Below are 17625 nucleotides of genomic sequence, written 5' to 3'. Positions count from 1 at the left end.
TTTGCTGAGTTATAGCGCATACATATTCTTGTCGGATCTTTTTAGCACCATCAATAAACCATTCAAACGAACTAGTATTTTAGTTTTTTACTAAGTTATTAATTTATATATTAAAAATATTTTTGGCACGCTTTCTGCTTTTATCTATTCAAACTTGTATACAAGATAGGATTCATAAAGTGAGCGAAATAAAAACTTTAGGCTGGACAATTTCTGAATGGCAAACAGCGTATTTAAAGCAAGAAATTCAACTCGATATTTTGCAGGAGTTAGTTTCAGCACTTGATCCTAAGGACGTTGCTTGGATTTCTCTTGCGAGTGCAGATTTAGTTGAGCAACAAATTCAATCTTTAAAGCAACTGACTCAAGATGCTGACAATCTGCAAAAACAATTTCCTCTCTATGGTGTGCCATTTGCAGTCAAAGACAATATTGATGTGGCTGGTTTTGTTACCACAGCAGCATGTAAGGCATTGAATACCGTTGCAACACAAGATGCTGAAACTGTTCGTTTACTTAAACAAGCCGGAGCGATTGTCGTTGGTAAAACCAATCTTGATCAATTTGCCACAGGTTTGGTTGGCACACGTTCACCATTTGGGGCAGTACCGAATAGTTTTAAACCTGAATATGTCAGTGGTGGTTCAAGTTCAGGTTCTGCCAGTGTGGTAGCAAGAGGTTTAGTTCCATTTTCTTTAGGAACTGATACCGCTGGGTCAGGACGTGTGCCAGCAGCATTTAATAATATTGTCGGTTTAAAGCCAACCAAAGGCCGCTTTTCTAATCGTGGTCTATTACCCGCAGTAAAGAGTATTGATTGTATTTCAATCTTCGCTCTCACAGTGACTGATGCTGAATTGGTTGCTGCTCAAGTCGAAGCTTATGACGCTTTAGATAGCTATTCACGTCAACATCCTAAAAACGTACCTGCTCGTTTTTCCAGCAAATTGAAATTTGCCATTCCGAATAAATTAAATTTCTTTGGTGATGAATCGGCCGAAAAAGCCTTTCAACACACTATTCAATTACTTGAAAGCTTAAATGCTGAAATTACACCGATTGATTTTTCTGCTTTTGAGCAACTTGCAACACAACTTTATCAAGGTCCTTGGGTGGCAGAGCGCACTGCAGCGGCTGCCGATCTCCTCAAAACCAATGCTGCTGATTTTGATCCGACCGTTTTAGAAATTATTCAACAAGGTGAAAAGTATTCTGCGGTGGATGCCTACAATGCTGAATATTTAAAACAGGATTTGACTCGAAAAATCCAAGCTAGCTTGGCTGAGTTTGATGCCTTGATCGTGCCAACTTCACCAACGATTTATACCATTGAACAAATGCAACAACACCCGATTGAGTATAACGCGCATTTCGGCACGTATACCAATTTCACCAACCTCGCTGATTTAAGTGCCTTGGCATTACCTGCAGGCTTTAGAGCTGACAACTTACCTTTTGGTATCACCTTAATTGCACCTGCTTGGCATGATGCAGCCTTGGTGCATTTCGGCAAAGCATGGCAGAACTATTTAGCACTGAAACTCGGTGCTTTAGATAAGACATTAGCTGTAGCAAGTGCACCGACTTTGTTGTCTCCTCACCATATTCGTGTTGCGGTTGTAGGGGCACATCTAACGGGGATGCCACTGAATTTTCAGCTCACCACGCGTGGTGCCGTGCATGTCGAAACAACTAAAACCTCTCAGGATTATGCGCTGTATGCCTTGAATGGGACAGTTCCGCCAAAACCTGGTTTGGCTCGTCAGCAAGATGGGCAAAGCATCATTGTCGAGCTCTGGGATGTACCAACAGCACGCTTCGGTGAGTTTGTAGCAGAAATTCCAACCCCATTGGGTATGGGCAATGTCGAACTTGAAGATGGCCGTTGGGTTAAAGGCTTTATTTGTGAACCCTATGGCTTAGGCGATGCAGAGAATATCAGCCATTTTGGCGGTTGGAGAGCGTATATCCAACATCGCAATAACCAAGTAGCAAATGCAGCCAATTAATTTTTAGGGGGAAATCATCATGTTTAAGACCGTACTTATTGCAAACCGTGGTGAAATTGCTGTTAGAGCAATTCGAACGCTGAAAAAATTAGGCATTACCAGTGTCGCGGTTTATTCGGACAGCGACCGTTATGCACAGCATGTACAGGATGCAGATGTCGCAATTGCACTAGATGGTTTAAAACCAGCTGATACTTATTTGAGTATCGAAAAACTGATTCAAGCCGCTAAACAGACTGGAGCAGAAGCAATTTTTCCGGGCTATGGTTTTCTGTCTGAGAGTGCAGATTTCTCTCGTGCTTGTGAAGAAAATAACATTGCCTTTATGGGGCCAACTGCAGAACAGATTCTAGAATTTGGTCTAAAACACCGTGCACGTGAACTTGCCGCAGCGGCGCATGTACCAATGACTCCTGGTACAGGCTTGTTGGACAGTTTGGAGGAAGCATTGACTGCGGCTGAGCGGATTGGTTATCCAATCATGCTCAAAAGCACTGCTGGTGGCGGTGGTATTGGCCTGACCCGTTGCGACACCCCACAAGCACTAGCAGATGCTTATGAAAGTGTGAAACGCCTCGGTGAGCAGTTCTTTAAAGACGCAGGTGTTTTTATTGAATGCTTTATTGATAAAGCACGTCATGTCGAAGTACAGATTTTTGGGGATGGTAAAGGTCAAGTAGTTGCGTTTGGTGAGCGTGATTGTTCATTGCAACGTCGTAACCAAAAAGTGGTTGAAGAAACACCTGCGGCGAACTTACCTGAAGCAACCCGTAAAAAGCTCCATCAAGCTGCAGTTGAACTGGGGCGCTCTGTGAATTATCGCAGTGCAGGAACGGTTGAGTTTATTTATGATGCCAAGCGGGATGAATTTTATTTCCTTGAGGTGAATACCCGTTTACAAGTAGAGCATCCAGTAACGGAAATGGTGACAGGTCTTGACTTGATCGAGTGTATGCTCAAAGTCGCGGCTGGCGATGCATTGGATTGGGACTATCTCAGCAATATCCAACCGCAAGGGGCTGCGATTGAAGTCCGAGTTTATGCCGAAGATCCAGTGAAAAATTTCCAGCCAAGTCCAGGTGTGCTTACAGAAGTGTCATTTCCAGAAGGTATCCGTGTAGATACTTGGGTGAAAACAGGGACTGAAATTTCTCAGTATTTTGATCCAATGATTGCCAAGATTATTGTGCATGCAGAAGATCGAGCGACTGCAATTGAAAAATTAAAATCAGTTTTGGCTGAAACGCGTTTAAATGGTATCAGTACCAACTTGGATTATGCACGAGCCATAGTCTCAGACCAGCGTTTTGAATCGATGCAAATCTGGACACGCATGCTTGACGATTTCAGCTATTCGCCAAAAGTGATTGAAGTGATCCAAGCAGGTACACTCAGTTCAATTCAAGATTATCCTGGGCGTACAGGTTATTGGGATATTGGTGTACCACCATCAGGTCCTATGGATGATTATGCATTTCAACTAGCCAACCGTATTGTGGGTAATGATGCCAAAGCAGCTGGGTTTGAATTTACCTTGGTGGGTCCAAGCTTAAAGTTCCATGCTGATACCACCATTGCACTCACAGGCGCGAGCTGTACTGCTGTGCTAGATGATCAACGTATTGCTTTTTGGCAACCGATTAAGGTCAAAGCAGGTCAAACTCTGAAAATTGGTCAAGTGGCTTCCGGCTGCCGTACTTATCTAGCCGTACGTGATGGTCTGGATGTACCCCTATATTTGGGTAGCCGATCAACCTTTGCATTGGGTAATTTTGGTGGTCATGCAGGACGGACTTTACGTGTTGGCGACATGATCAAAATGGTCGATGCACAATTTGCCAGTGCGGAATTACCGCTTGCGATTGATGAGCCTCAAGCCTTATCCAAAGATCTCATCCCTGAATATAGCAATGAATGGGAAATCGCCGTGTTGTATGGACCGCACGGTGCGCCTGATTTCTTTAAACCTGAATATGTGGAAGAGTTCTTTGCCTCTGAGTGGACGGTTCACTTTAACTCAAACCGTTTAGGCGTCAGACTTTCAGGTCCGACACCAAGCTGGGCTAGAGAAAATGGCGGTGAAGCAGGCTTGCACCCATCCAATGTACATGACTGTGAATATGCAATTGGTGCGATCAACTTTACCGGTGATTTCCCTGTGATTTTGGCAAAAGATGGCCCAAGTTTAGGTGGCTTCGTTTGTCCAGTAACCATTGCCAAAGCTGAACTGTGGAAAGTAGGTCAACTGAAAGCCGATGACAAAATCCGTTTTTATCCAATTACGGCAGAGCAAGCCAATGCGTTAGAACGGAAACAAATCGACAATATCCAGAACTTTGCAGATGCCACCAAAGTCGCTGAAACCATTGAACCTGCTCAAGATGTCTTTACCACTATTCTGGCTCAACGTGAACCAACAGCATTATCGCCAAAAACAGTTTATCGCCAAGCAGGTGATAGCTATATTTTATTAGAATATGGTGAAAATGTTTTAGATTTGGCGCTACGTTTACGAGTGCACCAATTGATTCAAATGATTCGTGATGCCAATCTTGTAGGTGTTTTGGAACTGTCACCAGGTGTGCGTTCCCTACAAATTAAATATGATGGTCTGGTGATTTCTCAAGCTGATCTCATTCATCAATTGCTTAAACTTGAAGAGCAAATGGGTGATTTAAGCCAGCTTAAGATTCCATCACGTATTGTTCATTTACCAATGGCATTTGAGGACAGTGCGACTTTAGGTGCAGTAGAGCGTTATCAAGAAAGTGTTTGCGCCAAAGCGCCGTGGTTACCGAATAACGTTGATTTTATCCAACGTATTAACGGGCTAGCACATCGTGATGAAGTCAAAGATATTATTTTTGATGCTAACTACTTAGTGTTAGGTTTAGGTGATGTCTATCTGACAGCGCCATGTGCGGTACCGATTGATCCACGTCACCGTTTACTCAGCTCTAAGTACAATCCTGCACGTACTTTTACTGCAGAAGGTACTGTTGGTATTGGTGGGATGTACATGTGTATTTATGGCATGGATTCACCCGGTGGTTATCAGTTGATTGGACGGACGCTGCCGATTTGGAACAAGTTTAAAAAGAACAAGCAATTTGGTGATAAGCAATGGTTCTTGCAATTCTTTGACCAGATTAAATATTTCCCTGTGACTGAAGCTGAATTGAATGAATGGCGTGCAGATTTTGAAAATGGTCGTGCTCAGATTCAGATTGAAGAAACCGAGTTTGACTATGCAGATTATGTGCAGTTCTTAGACAAAGAGGCTGAAAGTATTGCGGCATTTAAGGAGAAGCAACAACAGGCCTTTAGTACTGAAGTGAGTCGTTGGAAAGAAGAGTTTGCTGCGCAACCTGAACAACATATTGAGCAAGCCAATCATGTTGATTACAGCCATCTTTCTTCTTTAAATGCATCAATGACAGGAAATATCTGGAAGATCTTTGTGGAACATGGTCAAGAGATCAAAAAAGGTGAAACTGTTGCGATTATTGAAGCCATGAAAATGGAGTTACCTGTCTATGCGGAAGAAGATGGTATTGTTAAGGCCATTATTTGTAGAGCAGGGCAAACCGTACACAGTGGTGAACCATTGGTCTATATGGAATAAGCTTGGATGAAAGAAGCGAACATCAATATAAAAAACTCAAGCAAAGGCTCAGACAATCTGTCTGAGCTGGTTTACCAACGTATCAAGAATGATATTTTTGATTTCAAATTGATGCCAGGTGAACGCTTTACTGAGTCTGAAGTTGCCAAAGCCTATGATGTGAGTCGTACCCCAATCCGACAAGCTTTGTATCGTTTGCAACAAGAGGGCTATGTTGATGTGAGCTTTCGAAGCGGCTGGCAGATTCGGCCACTCAATTTTCGTTACTATGAAGAGCTTTACGATGTACGTATTGTTTTGGAAAAAGATTCGATTCGTAAACTCTGTCAGATTGACCACCACAATTCGGTTGAGCTGTCAGTGCTAAAAGACCTCTGGTTAGTACAACCTTCTGAATATTTAAAAGACATTAAACAGTTGTCTCAGCAAGATGAGGATTTTCATTGTGCTTTGGTCCGAGCTTCAGGCAATAATGAAATGGCGCGGATTCATCGAGACTTAAGTGAGCGTATTCGGATTATTCGCCGTTTGGATTTTTCTAAAGATTATCGGATTGAAGCAACTTATCAAGAACATCAAAAAATCTTGGGTTTTATTTTCGATCGACACACTGAACAAGCGATCAATGCGATTGAAGCGCATATTATGCAAAGTCGTGATGAAGTGAAAAAAATTACTTTACAGATGTTGGATTCAAGTCAGTTTTATTAGAATTAGATTGTTTTTTATATGTACTGGGGTATCCGTATTTATATGATGAAGCTAAACTAAATTATCGAATAACATAGATAAGAAGTTAGTAATGTCTAAATTGATTCAGTCTGAGCAGGGTGATTAAGACATAATAGCTATAGAGTTTATTGTATAAGAAATACATTTTAATATATTGAGTTAGATGAAGTATTTAGCTCTTAAGTTAAACATATCAAATTTTTTCAATATGATGGAAATAAAGATAGGAAGGCATAAGAGCTTAGAGAGCTGGCATGGAAGAATTATCGAAAGAAAATTTAGAACAGATTTTAGATGATTGTTCGAAAACGACTGAAGGACCTTGGTTTTCGTATGTAGAGGGAAGAGATCATGAGTCTGGATCTAATTTTATTATGACAGGTGGTGATGATATTGAATTAAAAGGAGCAACTATTGCCGATCAGGATTTTATTGCAAATGCAAAACAAGATATCCCAAAGTTAATTTCAGAAATTTTTAGACTTAGAACACTTTTAGAAATGGATAGAAACAATAATTTGTGATGGTGATAATTGGTGGTTTTTTAAAAGCCAATAACGCATAAAATTAAGTAATTAATCAATTTTAAAAAAGGGGTTTTATGGATAACTGGGATTATGCTTTTATAGCATCGATTGTAACTGTAGTTGGAATGAGTCTGGTTTCTATACTCACTGGTTTTAGGCTCTGGAAGGTATTCATAAGTATTTTCTTAGTATCAAGTATAGGTTTCTGCATTCTTGTTGTACTAGGACGCCGTTCGGATAATAGAGGTTTTGATGATGGTCCATGGGGAGCACATGGTGTATTGATGGAATTTCTGAACCTAGAAATAATTATAATTAGCTTGGGAGTAGGTGCATTTATAACTCTAATCTTCTTCTTATCCATTCTTTTGTCTGATAATAAATAATAATTGAATTTTAGCATCATGATTAAGCTGTTAGTTTGTTTTTGCGGATCTACCTGACATAGGAACGTAAAACTCTCTTTTCCATGCCTAATTCTGCATAAAACTAACAGTTTTTATGGCTTTGCTATTTAATAATAAAAATCATATTTCAAATCATCAGATGACACATGATGAATGACCAAACACTGATCAATTTATTTCTAAAACTCATTCAAAAAGAAGGCTTTTATGCCACTTCGATTGATGGCATCACCTTAATGCGTGTCGATCACAACACACCACCGATTGCGGTGTTGCAGGAACCAACCCTCGTGTTTGTATTGCAAGGGCAAAAACGTGGCTATATCGGCACAGAGACTTATTCATTCAAGCAAGACGAATGCCTAATTGTCTCTGTTTCAATGCCATTTGATTGTGACACCATAGCCAGTCCTGAAACACCGATGATTGCGATCAGCATGAAATTAGAAGCAGATATGGTGAATGAGCTACTGGCTAAAACCTATTTTGAAAATTACCAGTTTAAGCCACTCACCACAGGAATGAGCGTGATCCAGTATGATCAAACGATATCGAATGTCCTCATCCGTTTATTAAATGTGCTGACCTCTGAACAGGATGTATTGATCTTGGGAGATCAAATTAAAAGGGAATTGCTTTATCGCGTTATTCAACATTCAGGTGCGGATGCCTTAACAGGCTTGGTCGCTCAGGGTAATCTCAGACCGATTTATAAAATTTGTGAATATATTCAACATCATTTTACCGAAAAATTAACAGTAGAGATGTTAGCAGAACAGGCCAATATGAGTACTTCTGCATTTCATAAGGCCTTTAAACAAGTCACACAATATTCACCATTGCAATATTTGAAAGTGGTTCGGTTGCATAAGGCAAAACAATTGTTGCAAAACGCAGACCAAAGTGTGGCTCAAGCGGCTTATGCTGTTGGATATCAGAGCTCTTCTCAATTCAGCCGAGAATTCAAAAAGCAATTTGGTTTTCCTCCCAAACATGCCGATACTAATACTCAAATGGAGTCATGATTAAATGAATCAAAATAGCGTAGAAAAAATGAAATATATCGAAATTACACAAGCGGGCGGTCCAGAAGTATTACAAGTGACTCAAGGACCTCGACCAGAGATTAAAGCAGATGAAGTACTCATTGAAGTCTACGCAACTGGAATCAACCGACCTGATATTCTACAGCGCCAAGGGTTATACCCAATGCCTAGAGGGGTCACACCTATCCCTGGGCTAGAAGTTTCAGGAGTAATTAGTCAAGTGGGTGATGATGTCACGCAGTTCAAGGTCGGTGATAAGGTCTGTGCACTGACCAATGGTGGTGGTTATGCGGAATACTGTGCGGTACCTGCCAATCAAACCTTAAAAATCCCCAAGAATTTGAGTTTTGTTGAGGCAGCTGCTATTCCTGAAACCTATTTTACCGTTTGGGCCAATTTATTTCAGATTGGACAGTTGAAAAAGAATGAAACCGTACTGATTCATGGTGGAGCCAGTGGTATCGGTTCCACAGCAATCAGCTTATGTCATGCGATGGGCATCAAAAACTTCTCCACTGTTGGAAGTGATGACAAAGTTGAAAAATTAGCTTCAGTATCACAGGTAATTAACTACAAAACCCAAGATTTTGAAAAAGAAGTTTTGGCCCAAACCGATGGTAAAGGTGTAGATGTGATTTTGGATATTATTGGCGCCGCTTACTTTAATCAAAATCTGAGATTATTAAAGCGTGATGGTCGATTGGTGATTATCGGTTTTATGGGGGGACGAAAAGTCGATGGCTTTGATATACAGGAGTTAATGTTAAAACGGGCTGTTGTCACAGGTTCGACCATGCGTGCTAGAACCAATGCTGAAAAAGCTCAAATTACCCAAGAACTTGAGCAGTTTGTCTGGCCTTTAATTGAAGCGGATCAATGCAAGCCAATGATCTATAAAACTTTTGCATTTGATGAAGTGGCTCAGGCACATCAATGTCTAGAAAGCAGCCAACATACGGGCAAAGTTGTACTCGAAATTAAATCTGAATTTGCCTAATTGTGTTCAATCCATGCCTGTTCATACTCAAAACTTGAGTGTGGCAGGTGACTCAAGCAGTATGCATATAAACATAACGACCTGATGAGGAATCTCAAAATGACAACAAATCCTGATGATCGCAACCCAAGTCCAGACCATGCAGAAGATAATGCTTTTTTCCCATCGCCATATTCGCTGAGCCAATACACCTCGGCAAAAACAGATTACGATGGCACGACTTACCCAAATCCATACCAAGGCGACAAACGGATTTTAATGATTGCAACAGATGAACGTTATATCTTGATGCAAAACGAAAAATTCTTTTCTACGGGAAATCATCCAGTTGAAATGTTATTGCCAATGTTTCACTTGGATAATGCGGGCTTTGCCTTTGATGTGGCAACACTTTCGGGTAATCCAGTTAAGTTGGAAATGTGGGCGATGCCGAATGAAGAACAAGTGGTCTTAGATACTTATAAAAAATATGAAAAGCAACTCAAAGCACCGCTCAAGTTAGCAGATATTCTGGAACAAGCCTTAAGTGCAGATTCACCTTATGCGGGTATCTTTATTCCGGGTGGACATGGTGTTCTTGCTAAGATTCCAGAAAGCAAAGAAGTCAAACAGCTATTAAAGTGGGCCATTAAAAATGATAAATATGTGATCACGCTTTGTCATGGGCCTGCTTCATTGCTTGCAGCAGCTGTAGATGAAGATCCGCAAGATTATATTTTTAAGGACTACCAGATTTGTGTGTTCCCTGATTCCCTAGATAAAGGTGCAAATATTGATATCGGCTATATGCCAGGACAATTACCTTGGTTGGTGGGTGAGAATCTTGAAAAACTAGGTGTCGAAATCTTAAATAAAGGCATCACAGGGCAGGTTTATCAAGATCGTAAACTATTAACAGGTGATAGCCCATTGGCTTCGAATAATCTTGGAAAACTTGCCGCGACAACTTTATTGGCTGATCCTAATCTTCAATAAACCTTGTTATTGGAATATCTAAAAGCCTAGCTTAATTGCTGGGCTTTTATTTTTTATGAACTCGGCGAAACGTCTTAAAGCATCTTTTTGCAGACCTATCTTGCTCCAAAAGCTGAATTTTTATATTGATCTATTGCAGAAATGAACATTGAAATGACACCAAAATTACATTTATGTCATTCAAAACTATTTAAAGTTGTACAACGTTATTATCTTCTTAAGCAGGGCTTTAACAGGTTTAAGATGAAAATATTACTAGTCGAAGATGAGCAAAAAATAGGGAGTTATCTTAACCAAGCATTATCAGAAGCAGGTTATATGATCGACTGGGTCACAGATGAAATAACAGGTAAGCATCTCGCGCTATTGTTTAATGAATATGATTTAGTGGTATTGGATGTCATGTTTGCTGGTTTAAATGGCTGGAACATTCTGCATGATGTTGGAAAGAATGGAAAAACTATGCCTATTTTATTTTTGATTGCGCGAGATCAAATTGAAGAGAGAGTGAAAGGGCTTGGCCTTTCTTTTACCTTGGTCGAGCTTCTCACACGGATCAAAGGTCTATTGAGTAGAGAGCAGTGGAATCATGAAATCAACCGAATTTGTGTTGCCGACCTTGAACTTGATATATGGAAACGCAGTGTCAGCCGAGCGGGAAAACGGATTAATCTTACAGCTCAAGAATATGCATTGATTGAGCTATTCATGAGTAGACGTGGTGAAGTCCTACCGAGAGCATTAATCGCTTCACAGATATGGAATATGAATGATGATGCAGACACTAAAATGATTGAAGTCGCGATTAGTCGTTTAAGAAATAAGATCGACCGTAACTTTCTTCCTAAACTCATCCATAACATTTACGGAATGGGGTATGTATTGGCAGAATGGCATGGAGCACTAAAAAGTAAAGAAAAAGAAGATGTTTCTGAATGAGCATGACTTAATATTAAATTCTTTGCTTAGAAATAAATTTGTCAGCCAAGTGACAACTTGACTTCATATTTTGGGTTAAAGTGATGTTGTTAAGAAATAGAATCCAGCAAGGAAAATGAATGAAAGTATGTATTTATGGGGCTGGAAATATTGGATGTTATCTTGGTGGTCGTTTAGCTGCAGCAGGAGCCAATGTTGATTTTATTGTACGCCCGAGAATACAGCAACAGTTGCAACAGTATGGGGTAACTGTTTCGGACTATCTAGGTGAAAAGAATAGTGTTCCAGCGAGTAAGCTGCAACTGAGTACTGATCAAAACATTGCTGCTCAGGCTGATATCATTTTTGTCTGTGTGAAGTCTGCCGCAACAGAACAAGTTGCACATGAGCTAAAAGAAATTCTAAAGAAAAACACCATCATTATTAGTTTTCAGAATGGTTTAAGTAATGTTGGTATTCTAAAACAAGTGTTGTTTGGCCATACAATTCTTGAAGGCATGGTACCTTTTAATGTCGCGGCTTTAGGAAATGGCATTTTTCATCAAGGTACAGAAGGGGCTTTGTATGTGAAAAAACATGCAGGTTTGAATGAGCTTGTTGCCGCATTTAATGGCGCTCAGCTTGAACTGAAACTTGAAGATGATATGCAGGCGATTCAATGGGCAAAGTTACTACTAAATCTGAATAACTCAGTGAATGCTTTATCTCAGCTACCACTCAAACAGCAACTTTCAATTCGAGCCTATCGTCAATGTTTGGCAATGGCGCAGATTGAAGCCTTAGGTCTTCTTAAAATTGCTAAAATTCAACCTGCTCAACTGACTGCGATACCAGCGCAACTTGTCCCATATGTATTAAAACTGCCAAATTCTATTTTCAATCTGCTGAGCAAGAAAATGCTGGCGATTGATCCGTTGGCACGATCATCAATGGCAGATGATCTTATGGCGGGGCGAGCAACGGAAATTGACTGGATTAATGGAGAAGTTGTTCGTTTAGCAACGCAACTAAATTTAAAAGCACCAATCAATCAAAAGCTGATTGAGTTAATTAAACAAGCTGAAATCACACCAAAAGCATGGTCAGCCATAGCACTTAGAGATCAGTTGGAAACTAAACTTGAAGAAAGATAGTTTGGGAGATATTAATTGTTAATATATGCCAAATTATAAAAATCCAATTAAATTACTTATTTTGATGTTATAAAAAAGCTAAATTAAAAAAGTGTTGGTAATACTGATGAAGCTTACTTCAACTGAAATTTTTAAAAATATTAATTTCCCAGAAATACAAGAATATAAGGATGCTCTTTTTTTTGATTTTTCTGCATCTAACTGTGATTTCAACGGAGCAGTATTTTTATCGTGTAGCTTCAAAAACTGCATTTTTAGAAATTGTAATTTAAGCAATTGCCGTTTTTTTTCGAATGTTATTTTCGATGGTTGTATCTTTGAATACTGTGATTTTAGAAGTGTGGGTTTGCTTGGAACAAAATTTGAAAAATGTTTTTTTGAAAAATGTGATATGAGGGGCTTAAATTTAGATAGTGCAAAATGGACTAAATGTGAAATAAAAAATTGTAATTTCAGGGATATTAGTTTGCATTCCTGGAATTGGATTGAGTGCAAATTCTCTGGAACTTTGAGAGAAATTAAATTTTTAGGAAAGAATAATTCAAAATTTTTTTTGGATTTTAGTGATTGTAAACTAGATTGCGTAGAGTTTTTTGACTGTGATATCTCTAAATGCATTCCACCAAAAAATAAAAAACATCATTTTATTAATAACTTAAGTGTGTATATTGAGAAATCAGAATTTGTTGTAAAAGATATGCCAGAAGATGTTAAAAAAATTATTGAAAGAAGATTGAAAAAACTAAGAGGTATGAGGCAGTATATTTTTAATGTTGAAAGCTTAAAAAAAATAGAAGACAAAATGGTTGTTGATGCGTTATTAGAAATATTTGATTTATTTTAACTTAAATAGAGGTTGAAAATCATAATAAGTTAAATATTAAATCATATCATAGCGTATAACATTATACGCTATGATATTTTTTGTTATTGATAAATTTAGGCTTTTATCGTTTCCTGAGCGCCAAATCGTGTAATCAAAGTCCCAAAGATAGTCGCGAAAATATACATAAAAATTGAGTAGACCGCAGCAGGCATGGCAATGGTGGTACTCGCCATAATGGTGAGTGCAATGGTCATGGCCAGCGTACTATTATGAATACCAATCTCAAACGCGCATGCACGAGCTTGATAAGAGCTGATTCCAAACAGTCGTGGTACAAAATAACCGACACATAGACTAATTGCACAAAATAAGGCAGTTGCAAAGCCAATTTGCCCGATATATTCGATCAAGTTATTTCGTTCTTTTATAATTGCACCAAGGATGATAATGACAAGAAAAACCACCGCAAAGATGCGCACAGGGCGATTCAGTTTTTCTGCGGTATGCGGCGCATAATGACGGATTAGCATCCCAATACAAACAGGGACCAGAATGATGGCAAAGACTTGCAGTACTTTAGCAAATTGTAGTCCGACTTGTTGGCCTTCATTCATAAAATGCAGAATCGAGAAATTGACAATAAACGGTAAAAAGATGGCGGCAATAATGGCATTAATTGCGGTCAATGTAATATTTAGTGCGATATCACCTTTATACAAATAGCTGAATAGATTTGCGGTTGATCCACCAGGAGAAGCGGCAAGTAACATCAAACCGACTGCCAGAAGCGGCGGTAAAGCCAATATTTTACAAATTAAAAATGCAATGCCGACCAATAAAATAAGCTGACAAAACAAAGCAATGATCACCGCTTTGGGATGTTTGCTTACTCGTGCAAAGTCTTTGAGTGTGAGCTCCAAACCCAGCCCGGCCATGACAATCGCCAAGGCGATCGGTAGAAAAAGTGTGATTAGTCCAGAATCCATAAGCAGTCCTTCTTTTAGATCAATATTATTTTTCCAATTTTCTGGTTGTTTTGTCTGATCAGATTACAACTTACCGGTATCTAAGTTGATATAGTTCACATCTGAGCAAGACCTATAAACAGCAGTATTTAGCAATACTTTAAATTTTTACTATGCAAAGTAATGAATTAGCACATTTAGGTTATTAATTCTAATGATTTGTTTAGCTTAAATACTTTATTCACTTTTGCAAAAACTATTTGTGCGATAGTGCACAATTTGATTGAATTAAAATATGAAAATTAATAGGAGAAAAATCACTTTTTTTGCAAAAATTACATTTCTATAACGCTTCGGCTTTTTGGCATTTTACCATTTTTATGCTCATAAATAGATTAGAAAAGTAAGATGATTAAACTAAATGGTAAAAATATTAGTGAAGCTGAATTTAATAATTTATTTAAATTAAACAATAATATAGGTTTAATTTTTTACAAATGAAAACACGAATCATTTATGCTTGTGCTAGAATTTCACAAATCTTTAATAAAAGCTTTATACCATTCGAACAATTGGCAGAAATAGAAAAATGATATGAACAAATGGTCAATGACATATTATTCCATTAAGAATGATAATTTGCGCCAATTATTACATTGTAACTATTTATTTACACACAATTAAGTGAAAAGTTACGTGAAAAGATGACCATTTGACCGTGGCTCAAAATAAAAACTGTATATTACAAAATAGCGGAATAAATATGGATAACGTAGCTCAGCTCGAAACTGATACTAATTTCCAAAGTCGAAAAAAAATAACTTGGGTTGTGTTTAGTGTACTCATCTTATTTCTGATCTTAGGCATCGCGTATTATTTTTTGGTCTATCGATTCTATCAATCTACCGATAATGCCTATGTCCAAGCTGATGTCACTTGGGTGATGCCAAAAATTTCAGGTGAAGTTGTCGAGTTGATTATTAATGACAATCAGTTTGTGAAAAAAGGAGAGGCTTTGGCAATTTTAGATCATCGTGATTATCAGGCACGTTATGATCAGGCGAAATCAGTTGTCACCTTAAAACAAGCTGCACTTGGCGTGCAGCAACAGAATGAAAAGTCTGCAAAATCATCGATTAGTGAAGCCAACAGTGGTGTAGTTGCTGCCCAAGCAGATTTATCTCGCTTGAAAAAAGATTTCAATCGTTATCAAGATTTACTCAAAGACGGGGTGATTACCCGACAAAATTTTGAAGGCGTACAATCCCAATATTTAACGGCTCAGGCACAGCTCAGTAAAGCCCAAGCTGCAGTTAATGCCGCAGAGGCACAGCTCGGCAGTTTACAAGCCAGTCGTGCACAACTACTGGCAGATATTCAGAATGCCAATGCGACTTTGGATCTTTACCAGATTGATCTTTCATCTTCAAAAGTGATTAGTCCTGTTACAGGAAAAGTCGGCAGTCTTTCGATTCAGAAGGGTTCTCGTGTCTCACCACAAACACGTTTAATGGCAATTATTCCTGAGAAAAGTTTGTATGTGCAAGCAAACTTCAAAGAAACCCAAATCGAGAAAATGCATATTGGGCAGGAAGTTAAATTAAAAATAGATGCTTATCCAAGTCTGACCTATACAGGTAAAATCGAAAGCTTTTCCCCAGCATCTGGCGCGACCTTTTCACTCATGCCACCAGACAACGCCACAGGAAATTTTAATAAAGTGGTGCAACGTATTCCTGTGCGGATTGCAATTGATTCGAGTCCACATATTGACCTTATAAAACCTGGAATGTCCGTCAGCGCGACTGTTGATTTAAGAACTTAATCAGAAAAGTTTTGGATATAAGAAAATGAATAAACCGAACCAAGATGAGTGGAAGTTTGCGCCAAAAACAGCTTGGCTGATTTTTGCTGCCATGATTTTTGGTAATTTCATGGCAATTCTGGATATTCAAATTGTTGCAAGTTCTTTGAATGAAGTACAGGCAGGCATGAGTGCTAGCCGTTACGAAGTGACATGGGTGCAAACGGTTTATTTGATTGCTGAAATTATTGCAATTCCAATGTCCAGTATTGTCTCTCGTGTACTCTCGACTCGAATTTATTACACCATTTGTGCGATCGGATTCACGATTAGTTCTTTGCTGTGTGCTTTGGCATGGAATCTGGAAAGCCTGTTGGTGTTTCGCGCCATTCAGGGTTTTATGGGCGGCGGCATGATTCCTACCTCAATGACGGCGTTATACCTGCTGTTTCCTGAAGCAAAACGTGCCTTGCCGTTGGTGATGTTTGGCATGATCAGTACTTTAGGTCCAGCCATTGGTCCAACCATTGGTGGTTGGTTGACCAATAATTTCTCATGGCACTGGATGTTCCTGATTAACATCATCCCCGGTATTTTGATTGCGACGATTATTTACTCTGGTCCAAATATAGACCGCGCCAATTATTCACTGATTAAAAGCATGGACTGGTTCAGTTTGATTGGTATGGCCATGTTTTTAGGTGGTTTAGAGTATTTCTTGGATGAAGGGGCGCGACATGATTGGCTCGCCGATACAGGTGTGCGCGTTGCATTTATCATTTGCCTGATTGGTGGCATGATCTTCTTCTCACGCAGTTTTACCCAGCCTAAACCTTTACTGGATCTGAGTGTATTTAAGAACAAAAACTTCACTTTAAGCTGCATCATTACTTTTGTGATTGGTATGGCCTTATATGGCTTGGGCTATATGATTCCTGTATTTCTTGGGCAAGTCCGAGAAATGAATAGCAGTCAAATCGGACATATCATGATGGTGACAGGGATTGTGATGTTCTGTTTTGCGCCTTTCCTTGCATGGTTGATTCCAAACTTTGATACCCGAAAAACAGTGTTTGTTGGCATGATTTTGGCGGGTTTTGGCGTTTGGCTTAATTCACATCTCAGTATTCACAGCGATTATGACTTCATGTTCTGGCCACAAATTTATCGTGGCATTGGTCTGATGATTTGTTTGATCGTGGTCTCGCATCTGGCAATGAGTACGCTGCCACTGGCTAAAGTTGCCGATGCAAGTGGTATTTATAACCTGATGCGCAATATTGGTGGCGCTGTTGGATTGGCATTGATCAACTCATCGCTCGATTGGCTGACCGCCGTGCATGTGACGCAATTGAATCAGTATATGAACCCACAGAACTGGATTTTCATTGAAAGATTAGACCAGTTGACAGCGCAATATCAAGAAGTAGGCAGTAATGCTCAACAAATCGCGCTCAGTGTGATCTACCGAGATATTCATTACCAAGCACTGACATCAAGTTTCAATGATTTATTACGTATGCTGGCCATCATCATGTTTGTGGCGGCTTTCTTAACCATCTTTATGGATAGGGGGAAGAAAATGGACATGTAGATATTCAATGCTAGAGGGTTGTTTCATATAACGAAAAAATAATCGG

14 protein-coding genes are annotated in these 17625 nt (G+C 39.2%); 13 read left to right on the top strand and 1 reads right to left on the bottom strand.

The window, feature by feature from the left end:
* Positions 1-179 precede the first annotated feature (179 nt).
* The 11 genes from atzF (at position 180) to F902_RS12150 (ending at position 13234) form a co-directional block, all read left to right on the top strand.
* Positions 180-2009 carry an allophanate hydrolase gene (gene atzF, locus F902_RS12200; RefSeq protein ID WP_005203817.1) on the top strand — a complete coding sequence of 610 codons (1830 nt, stop codon included), beginning with the start codon at positions 180-182 and terminating at the stop codon, positions 2007-2009.
* 19 nt (positions 2010-2028) lie between these two features.
* Entirely contained in the window at positions 2029-5634 is a 3606-nt protein-coding gene (uca, locus tag F902_RS12195; protein WP_005203816.1) for an urea carboxylase, read from the top strand.
* Between the two features lie 6 nt (positions 5635-5640).
* A complete protein-coding gene (locus tag F902_RS12190; RefSeq protein WP_005203815.1) occupies positions 5641-6345 on the top strand; it encodes a GntR family transcriptional regulator in 705 nt (234 codons plus the stop codon).
* A 275-nt stretch (positions 6346-6620) separates the two neighbouring features.
* The gene (locus F902_RS12185; protein ID WP_005203812.1) at positions 6621-6890 is read left to right on the top strand and encodes a hypothetical protein; all 270 of its coding nucleotides are present in this window, start codon (positions 6621-6623) and stop codon (positions 6888-6890) included.
* Positions 6891-6967: 77 nt separating this feature from the next.
* Positions 6968-7279 carry a hypothetical protein gene (locus F902_RS12180; RefSeq protein WP_005203810.1) on the top strand — a complete coding sequence of 104 codons (312 nt, stop codon included), beginning with the start codon at positions 6968-6970 and terminating at the stop codon, positions 7277-7279.
* A 167-nt stretch (positions 7280-7446) separates the two neighbouring features.
* Positions 7447-8325 (top strand): AraC family transcriptional regulator, encoded by an 879-nt coding sequence (locus F902_RS12175; protein WP_005203809.1) that lies wholly within the window; start codon positions 7447-7449, stop codon positions 8323-8325.
* 4 nt (positions 8326-8329) lie between these two features.
* Positions 8330-9343 (top strand): NAD(P)H-quinone oxidoreductase, encoded by a 1014-nt coding sequence (locus F902_RS12170; RefSeq protein WP_005203808.1) that lies wholly within the window; start codon positions 8330-8332, stop codon positions 9341-9343.
* Between the two features lie 99 nt (positions 9344-9442).
* On the top strand, positions 9443-10318 hold the full coding sequence (gene hchA / locus F902_RS12165; RefSeq protein ID WP_005203807.1) for a glyoxalase III HchA: 876 nt from the start codon (positions 9443-9445) through the stop codon (positions 10316-10318).
* 243 nt (positions 10319-10561) lie between these two features.
* Entirely contained in the window at positions 10562-11257 is a 696-nt protein-coding gene (locus tag F902_RS12160) for a winged helix-turn-helix domain-containing protein (protein ID WP_026057451.1), read from the top strand.
* Positions 11258-11376: 119 nt separating this feature from the next.
* Entirely contained in the window at positions 11377-12390 is a 1014-nt protein-coding gene (locus tag F902_RS12155; protein WP_005203805.1) for a 2-dehydropantoate 2-reductase, read from the top strand.
* 106 nt (positions 12391-12496) lie between these two features.
* A complete protein-coding gene (locus F902_RS12150; RefSeq protein ID WP_005203804.1) occupies positions 12497-13234 on the top strand; it encodes a pentapeptide repeat-containing protein in 738 nt (245 codons plus the stop codon).
* A 95-nt stretch (positions 13235-13329) separates the two neighbouring features.
* Here the strand turns inward: F902_RS12150 and F902_RS12145 are convergent, their stop codons facing one another.
* Complete coding sequence (locus tag F902_RS12145; RefSeq protein ID WP_005203803.1) at positions 13330-14202, bottom strand: bile acid:sodium symporter family protein; 873 nt, start codon at positions 14200-14202, stop codon at positions 13330-13332.
* Positions 14203-14944: 742 nt separating this feature from the next.
* Between F902_RS12145 and F902_RS12140 the strand changes: the two genes are divergently transcribed.
* Positions 14945-16006 (top strand): HlyD family secretion protein, encoded by a 1062-nt coding sequence (locus F902_RS12140; RefSeq protein ID WP_005203802.1) that lies wholly within the window; start codon positions 14945-14947, stop codon positions 16004-16006.
* A 25-nt stretch (positions 16007-16031) separates the two neighbouring features.
* Positions 16032-17579, top strand: a complete 1548-nt coding sequence (locus tag F902_RS12135) for a DHA2 family efflux MFS transporter permease subunit (protein ID WP_005203801.1) — start codon at positions 16032-16034, stop codon at positions 17577-17579.
* Positions 17580-17625: the final 46 nt, after the last annotated feature.

The organism is Acinetobacter higginsii, from assembly GCF_000369525.1.
GTDB lineage: Bacteria > Pseudomonadota > Gammaproteobacteria > Pseudomonadales > Moraxellaceae > Acinetobacter > Acinetobacter higginsii.
Note: the sequence above shows the minus strand (reverse complement) of the source record. Positions and strands in the feature narration are given on the sequence as shown.